The sequence below is a fragment of the Plantibacter sp. VKM Ac-2885 genome (genome assembly GCF_015351205.1).
In the GTDB taxonomy this organism is placed as follows: domain Bacteria; phylum Actinomycetota; class Actinomycetes; order Actinomycetales; family Microbacteriaceae; genus Plantibacter; species Plantibacter auratus.
In genome coordinates, this window is record NZ_JADKSK010000001.1 from 279,473 (window position 1) to 292,752 (window position 13,280).

The 13,280-nt window shown below is 69.8% G+C and carries 8 protein-coding genes; 4 read left to right on the plus strand and 4 right to left on the minus strand.

The window, feature by feature from the left end; genetic code table 11:
- The first annotated feature begins 39 nt into the window (after positions 1 to 39).
- Complete coding sequence (locus ITJ66_RS01375) at positions 40 to 3,513, plus strand: bifunctional proline dehydrogenase/L-glutamate gamma-semialdehyde dehydrogenase (RefSeq protein WP_194642985.1); 3,474 nt, start codon at positions 40 to 42, stop codon at positions 3,511 to 3,513.
- 194 nt (positions 3,514 to 3,707) lie between these two features.
- Here the strand turns inward: ITJ66_RS01375 and ITJ66_RS01380 are convergent, their stop codons facing one another.
- Positions 3,708 to 4,712: an aldo/keto reductase gene (locus ITJ66_RS01380; RefSeq protein ID WP_194644736.1), complete on the minus strand. Its 1,005-nt coding sequence runs from the start codon at positions 4,710 to 4,712 to the stop codon at positions 3,708 to 3,710.
- A 97-nt stretch (positions 4,713 to 4,809) separates the two neighbouring features.
- Between ITJ66_RS01380 and ITJ66_RS01385 the strand changes: the two genes are divergently transcribed.
- Positions 4,810 to 5,277, plus strand: coding sequence for an NUDIX domain-containing protein (locus ITJ66_RS01385; protein WP_370582529.1), 468 nt, complete (start codon positions 4,810 to 4,812; stop codon positions 5,275 to 5,277).
- A 10-nt stretch (positions 5,278 to 5,287) separates the two neighbouring features.
- Positions 5,288 to 6,388, plus strand: coding sequence for a hypothetical protein (locus ITJ66_RS01390; protein WP_194642987.1), 1,101 nt, complete (start codon positions 5,288 to 5,290; stop codon positions 6,386 to 6,388).
- On the opposite strand, the gene ITJ66_RS01395 is transcribed toward ITJ66_RS01390, so the two are convergent.
- Complete coding sequence (locus tag ITJ66_RS01395; RefSeq protein WP_194642989.1) at positions 6,385 to 7,533, minus strand: acyltransferase; 1,149 nt, start codon at positions 7,531 to 7,533, stop codon at positions 6,385 to 6,387. The two genes, ITJ66_RS01390 and ITJ66_RS01395, sit on opposite strands and share 4 nt — an antisense overlap.
- A gap of 89 nt (positions 7,534 to 7,622) precedes the next feature.
- On the opposite strand from ITJ66_RS01395, the gene ITJ66_RS20070 reads away from it, so the two are divergent.
- Entirely contained in the window at positions 7,623 to 9,386 is a 1,764-nt protein-coding gene (locus ITJ66_RS20070) for a right-handed parallel beta-helix repeat-containing protein (RefSeq protein ID WP_161578581.1), read from the plus strand.
- A gap of 57 nt (positions 9,387 to 9,443) precedes the next feature.
- Here the strand turns inward: ITJ66_RS20070 and ITJ66_RS01405 are convergent, their stop codons facing one another.
- On the minus strand, positions 9,444 to 11,528 hold the full coding sequence (locus ITJ66_RS01405) for an ABC transporter ATP-binding protein (protein ID WP_370582530.1): 2,085 nt from the start codon (positions 11,526 to 11,528) through the stop codon (positions 9,444 to 9,446).
- Between the two features lie 2 nt (positions 11,529 to 11,530).
- Positions 11,531 to 13,267 (minus strand): ABC transporter ATP-binding protein, encoded by a 1,737-nt coding sequence (locus ITJ66_RS01410; RefSeq protein ID WP_194642991.1) that lies wholly within the window; start codon positions 13,265 to 13,267, stop codon positions 11,531 to 11,533.
- Positions 13,268 to 13,280 lie beyond the last annotated feature (13 nt).

Genomic DNA, 13,280 nt, shown 5'->3' on the forward strand with positions numbered 1-13,280 from the left:
TCGCTGTATCTTATTGGTCCCGACGCCGATACTGGCACCATGACCGACACTCTTGCATCGACGCAGCAGCTCGACCGCGACGCCCTCGCCACCGAGGCCATCGCCCTCGTCCGCCGCTGGCTCCAGACGGCCTCGACGATCCCCGCCGACGCCTCCGCGCAGCAGCTCGCCGGTGTGTTGAAGGACCCGACCGGCCTCGAGTTCACGGTCGGCTTCGTCGACGGCGTCGTGCGTCCGGAGGACCTCCGCGTCGCGGCCCGCACCCTGCAGACGATCGCCCCGAAGGTGCCCGCGTTCCTCCCCTGGTACCTGAAGGCCGCCGTCCGCTGCGGCGGTGCGTTCGCTCCGATCCTGCCCGGCGTCGTCATCCCGATCTCCCGCAAGGTGCTCCGCAACATGGTCGGCCACCTCGTCGTCGACGCCACCGACAAGAAGCTCGGCCCCGCGATCGCGAAGATCAAGACGCCCGGCACCCGGCTCAACGTCAACCTGCTCGGCGAGGCCGTCCTCGGTACAGGTGAGGCGGCACGTCGTCTCGAGGGCACCCACAAGCTGCTCGCGCGCCCCGACGTCGACTACGTGTCGATCAAGGTGTCGTCGACCGTCAGCCCCCACTCGGTCTGGGCGTTCGACGAAGCCGTCGAGCACGTCGTCACGAGCCTCACCCCGCTGTTCGAGCGTGCCGCCAAAGCCACGCCTGCGAAGTTCATCAACCTCGACATGGAGGAGTACAAGGACCTCGACCTCACCATCGCGGTCTTCACCAAGCTCCTCGACCTCCCGCAGTTCCGCGATCTCGAGGCCGGCATCGTCCTGCAGGCCTACCTGCCCGACGCCCTCTCCGCGATGATCCGTCTCCAGGAGTGGTCGGCCGGGCGTCGTGCCGCGGGCGGTGCCGGCATCAAGGTGCGCATCGTCAAGGGCGCCAACCTCCCCATGGAACAGGTCGAGTCGTCGCTCCACGACTGGCCGCTCGCCACCTGGTCGACCAAGCAGGACTCCGACACCAACTACAAGCGCGTCGTCGAATACGCCCTGCACCCCGACCGCATCGACAACGTGCGCATCGGTGTCGCCGGCCACAACCTCTTCGACATCGCCTTCGCCTGGCTGCTCGCCAAGCAGCGGGGGGTCGAGCGCGGCGTCGAGTTCGAGATGCTGCTCGGTATGGCGCAGGGCCAGGCCGAGGCTGTGAAGCGCGACGTCGGCGAGCTCCTGCTCTACACGCCGGTCGTACACCCGCAGGAGTTCGACGTCGCCATCGCGTACCTCATCCGCCGCCTGGAGGAGGGCGCGAGCCAGGACAACTTCATGTCGGCCGTGTTCGAGCTGAGCGAGAACGAGACCCTCTTCGCCCGTGAGGAGCAGCGGTTCCTCGCGTCGCTCGCGGAGCTGGACACCACCGTCCCCGCGCCGAACCGGCAGCAGGACCGCACGAAGCCCGCCGAGGCCTCCCCGGTCGACACGTTCGAGAACACCCCCGACACCGACCCGTCGCTCCCCGCGAACCGCGTGTGGGGTCGCGACATCCTGACGCGCGTGGCTGACTCCACGCTCGGGAACGACACCGTCGCCGCGTCCATCCTCGACAGCGTCGAAGCCCTCGACGCCGTCATCGACGGAGCGACCGCAGCGGGCGCCTCGTGGGGCTCGCTCTCCGGCGCCGAGCGTGCGGTCATCCTGCACCGCGGCGGCGACGTCCTCGAGCAGCGTCGTGCCGACCTCATGGAGGTCATGGCGTCAGAGACCGGGAAGACCCTCGACCAGTCCGACCCCGAGGTGTCCGAGGCGATCGACTTCGCCCACTACTACGCCGAGCGCGCCCGCGAGCTCGACCACGTGGACGGCGCGACGTTCACCCCCGCGAAGCTCACCGTCGTCACCCCGCCGTGGAACTTCCCCGTCGCCATCCCCGCCGGCTCGACCCTCGCGGCGCTCGCCGCCGGGTCGCCCGTCATCATTAAGCCCGCCCGTCAGGCTCGCCGCAGCGGCGCGGTCATGATCGAGGCGCTGTGGGAGGCCGGTGTGCCGCGCGAGGTGCTCCGCTTCGCGCAGCTGGCCGACAACTCGCTCGGAGAGCGCCTGATCGCCCACCCGGCGGTGGAGCGCGTCATCCTCACCGGTGGCTACGAGACGGCGGAGCTGTTCCGCTCCTTCCGTCCCGAGCTGCCGCTCCTCGCCGAGACGTCCGGCAAGAACGCGATCATCGTCACCCCGAGCGCCGACCTCGACCTCGCGGTGAAGGACGTCGTCGCGTCGGCCTTCGGTCACGCCGGCCAGAAGTGCTCGGCCGCGTCGCTCGTGATCCTCGTCGGGTCGGTCGCCTCCTCGCGCCGCTTCCGTCACCAGCTCGTCGACGCCGTCACGTCGCTCAAGGTCGGCTACCCGGTCGACCCGACCACGCAGATGGGTCCGATCATCGAACCGGCGAAGGGCAAGCTGCTCGGCGGCCTGACGACGCTCGGCTCCGGTGAGTCGTGGCTGGTCGAGCCGAAGCAGCTCGACGACAGCGGCAAGCTGTGGAGCCCCGGCGTGCGTGCCGGCGTCGCCCGCGGCTCCGAGTACCACCTCACCGAGTACTTCGGTCCCATCCTCGGGATCATGACGGCCGAGACCCTGGAGGAGGCCATCGCCATCCAGAACGAGATCGACTACGGACTCACCGCCGGGTTGCACTCCCTGAACCCGGCCGAGCTGCGTCTCTGGCTCGACGGCATCCAGGCCGGCAACCTGTACGTGAACCGCGGCATCACCGGCGCGATCGTGCAGCGTCAGCCGTTCGGCGGTTGGAAGAAGTCCGCCGTCGGCGCGGGCACGAAGGCCGGTGGCCCGAACTACCTCATCGGCCTCGGCTCGTGGTCGAGCGCCGAGAGTACGGCTGAGCGCACCGTCGGCCGGTCGGCGGAGCGCCGTGGCCCGAAGCCCGCTGTCGCCTCGTTGCTGCGTGCCGCTGACGCGGTGCTCACCGCCGACGAGTTCGCGTTCCTGCGCCGGTCGGTCGCGAGCGACGCAGCTGTGTGGGCGGACGAGTTCGGGGTCGCGAAGGACGTCTCGAAGCTGACCGCCGAGCGCAACGTGTTCCGGTACGTGCCGCGTGAGGTCCACGTGCGTCTCGTGGACGGCGGTTCGGTCGCTGAACTCCTCCGTGTCGTCGCCGCCGGTGCGACCGCAGGCGCGACCGTGCACGTGTCGTCCGCCGTCGCGTTGCCGCCGAAGCTCGTCCCGGCCGTCGAGGCCATCGCCGGTGGGATCACCGTCGAGAGCGAGGACCGCTGGTACGTGACCGCCGCCTCACTCGTCGGGACGAAGGCCGGCGCGCGCGTCCGGATCATCGGTGGGACGACCGAGGGTGTCGCCCACGCGACCTCCGGCAGCCCCGACGTCGCGATCTACGCGGGCGACGTCACCGAGGCCGGCCGCATCGAGCTGCTGCCGTTCCTCCAGGAGCAGGCGGTCTCGATCACGGCGCACCGCTTCGGCACGCCGAACCACCTCTCGGACGACCTCATCTGACCCGACCCCGCTCGGTTCGCAACGCAGGAACGCCCCGGCATGTCATCCCGACACGCCGGGGCGTTCTGCATGCCGCGCCGACATCCTCCTGAGTTGTGAACCTGTCTCAGGAGAACTCCGGCGGGTCGGGTGGGTGCGGGGGCGACGCGCCCGAGCTGTCCTGAGTTAGGTATGCGTGCGGAGACGAGGGTGGGCTAGCGGAGGGTGCCGTGGACGGCGAATTCGTCGATGCGCGCGAGTTCGGCGTCGTCGAAGTCCAGGCGGTGGATCGCTGCGTAGTTGCCCTCGAGCTGCTCGACCGAGCTGGCACCGATGATCGCCGACGTGACCGTGTCGCGACGCAGCACCCACGAGAGCGCCAGCTGCGCGAGTGTCTGGCCGCGTTCCTCCGCAATGGACTGGAGGCCGCGGGCTCGCTCGAGGTAGGTGCCCGTGATCGAGTCCTCGTTGAGGAAGTGGCTCGTCGCCGCACGCGAGTCCGACGGGACCGTTCCGCCGAGGTAGCGGTCGGTCAGCATTCCCTGCGCGAGGGGGCTGAACACGACGGCACCGAGACCGAGGTCGTCGAGGGTGTCGAGCAGGCCGTCCTCGACCTCGCGGGAGAACATCGAGTAGCGCGGCTGGTGGACGAGCAGCGGGACGCCGTGCTCACGAAGCGCGGCCGCCGCGGCGATGGTCTGCTCTGGGGAGTAGTTCGAGATGCCCGCGTACAGCGCCTTGCCCTGCTTGACCGCCGTCGCGAGCGCACCCATCGTCTCCTCGATCGGGGTCTCCGGGTCGGGGCGGTGCGAGTAGAAGACGTCGACGTACTCGACGCCGATGCGCGCGAGGCTCTGGTCGAGCGAGGACAGCATGGTCTTGCGTGAGCCCCACTCGCCGTAGGGCCCCTGCCACATGTAATAGCCGGCCTTCGAGGTGATGATGATCTCGTCACGGTGGGCGGCGAGGTCCTCGGCGAAGATGCGGCCGAAGGCGGTCTCGGCGGAACCCGCGGGCGGGCCGTAGTTGTTGGCGAGGTCGAAGTGGGTGATCCCGAGATCGAAGGCGCGGCGCACGATGGCCCGCTGGACCTCGATGCTGCGGCCTTCGCCGAAGTTGTGCCAGAGACCGAGGGACAGCGCGGGGAGGCGCAGTCCGCTGCGGCCGACGCGGCGGTAGGTCATGTCGTCGTAACGGGTTTCGGCTGCTTCGTAGGGCATGGTCTGCGCTTTCATCATCGAATCGTCGTGGTGCCGGAGGCAAGCGTACCGTGATCGTTCACGGCCGAGCCGATGCGGCGTCGAGTAGCGTGAGCACGTGTCGTCCACCACGCTTCCACCCGCTGAAGAGCCTGTGTCCCACCCGCGGTCCGGGTGCGGCGTCGCGATCGTCCGCGAGGGTCGGATCCTCCTACTCGAGCGCCTCCGCGAGCCCGAGGCCGGATCCTGGGGCATCCCCGGCGGGAAGGTCGACTGGATGGAACGCCTCGAGGAAGCCGTCCGTCGCGAGGCACTGGAGGAGACCGGGCTCGAGCTCGGATCGATCGAGCTGTTGTGCGTCGTCGACCATTTCGAGCAGGCGCTGCACCAGCACTGGATCTCGCCGGTGTACCTCGCGGAGGACACCGTCGGCGAGCCTGAACTCCGAGAGCCGGAGAAGCACGGCGGTCTCCGGTGGTTCCCGCTCGACGCGCTGCCGGAACGGGTGACCGTGTCCACGGCGGCGGCGGTCGAGGCGATCGCGCGGTCTCGCGGATCCAGACGCCCGGACGGCGCCGACTCGTAGACTCGGGCGCGTGACCGATCACCCGTCGTCCGACGCCCGCAACGACTTCGTCACCTTCGACGCGCTCCGGGCGGAGGCCGTCGAGCAGCCGGTCCGACGTGGAGCGGGCGCATGGGGCTTCTTCGGCACGGTCGCGATCGTGATCGGCGCCCTGTTGATCCCGGTCGCGCTCGTCAGCACCTGGGCGGACACGATGCTCCGCGACACCGACGCGTTCGTCGACACCCTCGCCCCGCTGGCCACGGACCCCGCCGTCCAGGCCTTCGTGGGGGACCAGGCGCTCGCCGCGCTGGAGAGTCAGGTCGACCTCGATGCGGCGGCTGCAGTACCGGCCGACCTCGCGGCGACCCTCTCGCTCCCGCCGGCGATCTCGGAGGTGCTCGGCGCGATCGGTGGCGACACCGCGGATGCGCTGCGAGAGGTCCTGCGTCGGAACGTCGCCGAGTTCGCGGCCTCGCCCGCGTTCGCCACCGCCTGGGCCGAAGCCCTCCGCGTCACGCATGAGCAGCTCGTCGCGGGCGTCTCCGGTTCCCAGGGAGCGGTCATCGACGTCTCGGCCGAGCAGGGCCTGGGCGTGCAGTTGGGTCCGATCGTCTCCGCGACCCGCACGTGGCTGGTCGACGCGGGGTTCGGCTTCGCGGCCGCCATCCCGGACGTCGACCGCGTGGTCGACGTCGTCCCGGCGGCGCAGGTCGCGCCGGTACTCAGTGGAATCCAGGTGATCGAGACGGCGGCGGGTTGGTCGCCCTGGCTCGCGATCGGGCTCCTCGCACTCGGGGTGATCCTGCTCTGGCTGGGGCGCCGCAACCCGAGCCGGACCGTCGCCGGAGCCGCGATCGGCGTCCTGCTCGCGGCGGGCCTGACACTCATCCTGCTCGGAGCGGCTCGGCTCGCCCTCGTGCTCGCGGTGTCGGTCGCGATCCCCGGCGGCGTCGGGGACGCGGCGGCGTCGCTGCTGCTGGGCCCGCCGACCGATGCAGCCTGGTCCGTGCTCTGGGTGTCGCTCGCCGTGGCCGTACTCGCCTTCGTCAGCGCCGCGTTGCGGCTCCCCGAGCGCATCGCGCAGGGCGTTCGGTCGGCGCGGGGTCCGCTGTCGGGCACGAACGCCTAAGCGCCGGTGGCCGATCCGTCGGCAGGGACGGCCCGGCTGGTGCGCGGTGCTGCGAGTCTCCGATGCCACGGCACCTCCACGAGCGTGTGGAGCAGCCACGACGCGGCGAGGATCGAGCCGAACCAGGCCAGGATGATCGGAGCACGGAGGAGGAGCGGCATGCCGTCGACGGCGCTCGGCGTGATCGCCTTCGCCAGCAGGATGAGCACGAAGACGTGCACGAGGTACGTGGAGAACGAGAGCTGCCCCAGGAAGCGCGCGGGGCGGCTGCGCAGCCCCGCGGTGGAGCGTGGGCTCGCGACCGCCAGGCCTCCGACGATGATCGCCGCGAAGGTGATCGCGGCCCAGGCTCGTGGTGCTCCGGGTTCGAGTGCGATCGCCGCGACCACCAGGCCGGCGGCGCCTCCCGCAGCGACCCACGCCGCTCGTCGGGTGGCCGGGAGGGCCGCCGTCCACTCCGCCACACAGATGCCGAGCGCGAAACAGCACAGCACCCGGAGCGCCGGGGGCGCCATGCCGTTCATGGCCGACGGGGCGACAGCGGCGGCGATCGTCGTCGCGCAGACGAGACCGACCGCGAGGGCGGCCACCGGGGCCGGGCCGCGCATCCGGCCGCGGAAGGCGAGGGCGATCGCCGGGAACAGGATGAACGCGAGGAACTGGGCCGACAGCGACCAGGCGGGTGGGTTCCACCACAGTGCGTCGCCGAACCACGCGCGGGTGAGCGTGAGTTCGGCGAGGAGGCCGATGGGCGGGAACGCCCCGTCGTCCGTTGGGACACCGACCATCGCCCCGCCGACGCAGAGCAGTGCGAAGGCGAGGAGCACGGCCACGTGTGCCGGGTAGAGGCGCGCCACGCGGTTCCGGAGGAAGCGACCGTAGGCGGGCCAGGTCCAGCGTCGATCCAGGTAGGCCCGGGCGATCGTGTACCCGCTCAGGACGAAGAAGACGTCCACGGCGAGTCCGGTGTGGGCCATCGGCGCGAGCCACGAGAGCTCGGGCAGCACGGAGAACAGCCAGTCCGCGGAGTGCGAGCACACCACCCACCAGGCGGCGATGGCGCGGGCACCGGCGAAGGCGGTGTGGTCGACGCGAGGTGCCGGTCGGCGGCCCGGTCCGGTCGCGCGTTTCGCGGGTGACGGCATGGTGCTCCTGAGTGGTCGGGCGGCGGTGAACGCCCCGGACTCTCATCCTAAGATGCTTTTGTACCTCATGCTTCTGTACTGTATGGATTGTGGACAAGACATCACGACGCGACGGAACGGCTCGGTGGCGGAGGACCGGAGCGGGAGCCGACCCCACCCCGGATCCCGAACCGACGGCCGTCGAGCCCGATCCCGACCCCGAAGTCCCGTCGTCACCACCCGACCCCGACCCCGCGCCGTCGGCGCCGACCGGGAGTGCGGACGCCCAGGCCGCCCCGCCCGTCGAACTCGTGCTCGAAGGTCCCGGGATCGACCCGACCGGCGCCTCCGTCAGCACCACCGCGGTCCTCGCCTGGTTCGCGGCTGTCCCGGCCGGCAGCACCGTGATCGTCCGCGGCGGCGACGTCATCGCCGTGGACGCGACGATCCGGATCGACCGTCGCGTCCATCTCCGCGGGCGCGGCGAGCTGCGGTTCGTCGGAGGTGTCGAGGCGGCCCCGGCGCTGAAGCTCATCGTGTCGGGCAGCTCGGTGACCGGTGTCCGGGTCAGCTACGCGGGCCCGCCGGCGTCGAGCACGGGTGAGCGCAACACCGGGATCAGCATCTGGGCGAGCGACGTCCTGATCGACGGCGTCACCGTCGACGGGTTCCAGAACGGCATCGCCGTGCAACCGGCGGGCGAGTTCGAGGGCGTCGTCATCTCCGCGTGCCATGTCCTGAACATCGTCGGCTCGGGCGGAGGGCGGGGATCCGCCTCGTCTGCGGGCGAGGATCGCGGCGACGGCATCACCGTCTGGGGTGCGCGATCGGCGATCGTGGGCAACATCGTCTCGGCCGCCCCCGGCACCGACGCACGGGTCGGCATCCATGCCGAGAACCTGCCCGACTACGCGGTCGACCCCGGGTCCTGGGCCGACTCGATGGTCACGATCGAGGGCAATGTCGTCACCGGGCCGTTCCGCCGGTCCATCGCCGTCGAGGGCATGGCCCACACCGTCGTGACCGGCAACACCGTGTCCGACGCGACCTGGTGGGGACTCGCCGTCATCGACACCCGATCCGTCGCCCTGGTCGCGAACACGGTGCGCTGGACACGCACGACCGACGACGACCAGGGGTCCGCCTGGGGGCCGAAGCGCTGCCCGGTGATGATCTACCGCGACGCGCAGGGAACCGTGGTCTCCGGGAACGTCATCGAGATCCGCGGCGTCGCGGCAGCGGGCATCATGGCCCAGGCGGCGACACCGCCCCGCGGTTCGACCACCGTCATCGGTGCCGTCGACGCGCTCATCACCGACAACGTGGTCCGCATCGCCGGCGGCACCTGCCCGATCGGGATCGCGCTCGATCGGACGAGACAACCCGTCGTCTCAGGCAACCGCGTCGCCGTCACGCTCGCATCGGGCTCGGTGGGCGGTGTCGTGTCGTACCTCGCCGAGGATGCGGTGGTCTCCGACAACTCCATCACCGGGGCCGCGACCTCCAACGGGTTCGGGGTGCTCCATCAGGGTGCCGGTTCGATCGTGGTCATGGGGAACCGCATCGACCGCATCCGGGTGGCGGTCGCCGTGAGCAACTGCACCGGTGGCGCGACGATCATCGGCAACACGGGACGCGAATGCGAGTACGGCCTCGACACCTTCGGCACGACCGGGCATTCGGTGGTGCAGGGCAACCGTTGGGAGACGAGCAACACGGCGCACGCGAACGCGCAGCCGAACACGAGCTACCTCTCCACGCGCCACATGGGGCTCGCGCGGCCGTACGGCGGTCGCTCCGGCGACATCCTCGTGGGGAACGGGCGACTGTGGGTGAACGATCAGGGCACCTGGCGGTCGACCACTCTCAGTTGAACCGACGGGCGGGCGCTCGGGAATCGAGTGCCCGCCCGTCGTGGCGTCGGTGTCGGATCAGCTGCGTGGTGCGTGCGCCGTGTCGGACCCGCTGGCGACGGCTGCCTCGTCGATCGCCGACTGCTCCTCGCCACCGCGGAACTGCGTGCGGTAGAGCTCGGCGTACGCGCCGTCGACCTCGAGGAGCTGCGCGTGCGAGCCCTGTTCGACGATCCGTCCGTTCTCCATCACGAGGATCGTGTCCGCATCGCGGATGGTCGACAAGCGGTGGGCGATGACGAACGAGGTGCGGTCGGACCGCAGCGCCGCCATCGCGTGCTGCACCAGCAGCTCGGTCCGCGTGTCGACGGAGGACGTCGCCTCGTCGAGGATGAGCAGCTTCGGCTTCGCGATGAACGCACGGGCGATCGTGATGAGCTGGCGTTCGCCGGCCGAGACACTGCCGCCGTCCGCGTCGAGGACGGTGTCGTACCCGTCGGGCAGCTGCCGCACGAAGCGGTCGACCATCGTCGCCTCGGCGGCCTCGACGACCTCCGCGTCGCTCGCGCCGAGTCGGCCGTACCGGATGTTCTCGCGGATCGTCCCCTCGAACAGCCAGGCGTCCTGCAGCACCATCCCGACCTGCGACCGCAGCTCGGCGCGGGTCAGGGCGGTGATGTCGACGCCGTCGAGCAGGATGCGACCTCCGGTGAGCTCGTAGAACCGCATGACGAGGTTCACGAGGGTCGTCTTCCCGGCCCCGGTCGGGCCGACGATCGCGACGGTCTGACCCGGCTGCGCGGAGAAGGAGAGGTCCTCGATGAGCGGCTTCTCGGGGTCGTAGCTGAAGGAGACGCCGTCGAACTCGACGTGGCCGTCGGTGTGCTCGGGCAAGTGTGCGTCCGCGGTCTCCGCGTCCTGTTCCTCGGCGTCGAGCAGCTCGAAGGTGCGCTCGGCGGACGCGACGCCCGACTGCAGCTGGTTCGCCATGCCGGCGATCTGGCTGAGCGGCTGCGAGAACTCACGCGAGTACTGGATGAACGCGGTCGCGTCGCCGAGGGTCATCTGGCCGGAGGCGACCCGGAGGCCGCCCACGACGGCGATGAGCACGTAGGACAGATAGGAGACGAAGGTCATCGCCGGCATGATCATGCCGGACACGAACTGCGCGCCGAACGCCGCCGTGTAGAGCTTCTCGTTGCGCTCGTCGAATTCGGCGAGCATCTCCTTGTCGCGACCGAAGACCCGCACGAGCTCGAGGCCCGAGAACGACTCCTCGATGTGCCCGTTGAGCGAGCCGGTGTTCTTCCACTGCGCGGTGAAGAGTTTCTGCGACCGTGAGCCGATGACCCCGGCGATCAGTGCGGACAATGGCAACGCGATCAGCGCGATGAGTGCGAGCTGCCACGACACGATGAACATCATCGCCGTGATGCCGAGCACCGTGAGCGCAGACTGCACGAGTTGCGAGAACGCCTGTTGCAGGGCGGTCTGGATGTTGTCGACGTCGTTCGTGACGCGCGACATGAGGTCGCCGCGCTGACGGGTGTCGAAGTAGCTCAGCGGAAGGCGGTTGAGCTTGCGCTCGATGTCGCGGCGGAGCGTGTAGACCACGCGCATGACGAGCCCGTTGAGGATGTACCCCTGCGCCCAGTTGAGGATCGACGCGACGATGTACATGCCGAGCACGATGATGATCAGGCGGCCCAGCAGGGTGAAGTCGATGCCCTGACCCGGGGTGATGTCCGACTTCTCGAGCATGTCGGCGTACTGGTCGTTGCCGGATGCGCGTGCCTGGTCGACGACCTGGTCGAGCGTCGCGCCAGCCGGCAGCTGTGAGCCCATCACGCCGTTGAAGATCGCGTCCATCGCGAGACCGAGGATCTTCGGGGCGATGACCGTGAGCACGACCGAGAGCACGACGAGCCCGACGACGATGCTCATCTTGACCTTCTCGGGGGCGAGGAGACCGACGAGTCGCTTCGCGGACGGCCAGAACTGCTCGGCCTTCTTCGACGGGGTGCCGCCGAACATGTCGCCGTCGGACTCACCCGGGGTGAACTCCGGTGCGAGCGCCTCCTCCTCGACCGCGTTCAACTCGGGAGCCTGGGTGGTGTCCTTCGAGGCGCCGGAGGAGCGCTTGTCACGTGGTGAACGGGCCATGATCACGCCACCCCTTCCACAGCGAGCTGCGATTGGACGATCTCGCGATACGTCTCGTTGGATTCGAGGAGTTCGTCGTGGGTCCCGCGGCCGACGATGCCGCCGTCGTTCATGACGATGATGTGGTCGGCCTCGCGGATCGTCGCGATGCGCTGCGCGACGATGATGACGGTCGCGTCGGCGGTGCTGTCGCCGAGGGCTGCCCGGAGTCGGGCGTCGGTGGCGACGTCGAGGGCCGAGAACGAGTCGTCGAAGAGGTAGACCCGGGGCTTCGCGACGAGGGCCCTGGCGATGCACAGGCGCTGACGCTGGCCGCCGGACACGTTCGTGCCACCCTGGGCGACGCCGTCGTTCAGCATCTTCGGCTTCGCGCGGACGAAGTCCTCAGCCTGCGCGACGTCGAGGGCGCCCCACAGCTCGTCGTCGGTGGCGTCGGGACGTCCGAACCGGAGGTTCGAGGCGATCGTGCCCGAGAACAGGTACGGCTTCTGCGGCACGATCCCGACGACCCCGGCGATCTGCTGCCGGGTGAGCTGCGAGACGGGGACGCCGTCGATGGTGACGTGGCCCTGCTGCGGGTCGTAGAGGCGCGGGATGAGCGAGAGCAGCGTCGTCTTGCCGGAGCCGGTCGAGCCGACGATCGCGGTGGTCTTGCCGGGCTCCGCCGAGAACGTGACGTCCGACAGGACCGGCCGCTCCGCGCCGGGGTAGCCGAAGGTGACGCCGGTGAACTCGACCCGTCCGACCGACGGCACGCGGATGTCGGTGCTCGTCGGCACGGTGAGGCTCGGCTCGGTGTCGAGGACGCTCTGGATGCGCTCGGCGCACACGACCGCGCGAGGGATCATCATGACCATGAAGACGCCCATCATCACCGAGGTGAGGATCTGGAGCAGGTACTGGAGGAACGCGGTGAGTGAACCGATCTGCATCTGTCCGGCGTCCACCCGCTGGCCCCCGAACCAGAGCACGGCAGCCGTCGCCAGGTGCAGGACCATCATGATGACCGGGAACATGAGGACGAAGATGTTGCCGACCTTGATCGACACCCGGGTGAGCGCCTCGTTCGCGCGGTCGTACCGCTCCGACTCGAACGGCTCGCGGACGAACGCCCGGACGACGCGGATGCCGATGATCTGCTCGCGCAGCACGCTGTTGATGCCGTCGATGCGGTCCTGCATCTGGCGGAACAGCGGCATGAGGAGGTAGACCAGGAACCCGACGATGATGAACAGCACCGGCACGGAGACCCACACGAGCCACGACAGCCCCGCGTCCTCGCGAAGCGCCATGATGATGCCGCCGACACACATGATGGGCGCGGACACCATGAAGTTGAGGGTCATGAGGACGAGCATCTGGACCTGCTGGACGTCGTTCGTGCCGCGCGTGATGAGCGTCGCGCTGCCGAAGCCGCCGATCTCGAGTGCGCCGAGCGAGTCGACCTTCCGGTAGAACTCCCGGCGCAGGTCGCGGCCGATGGCCATGGCGGTGCGGGCGCCGAAGTAGACCCCGCCGATGGCTGCGGCCACCTGGACGAGGCAGACGAGCAGCATGGTCATGCCGGTGGACCAGATGAAGTCCGTGTCGCCCCGGGAGACGCCCTGGTCGATGATCTGGGCGTTCAGGCTGGGGAGGTAGAGGGCCGCGATCGTCGAGACGAGCTGCAGCACGAACACCGCGACGACCCAGGCCGCGTACGGCTTGGCGTGTCGGAGGGCGAGGGCGAGGAGGGCCACGTGAGGTCCTTAG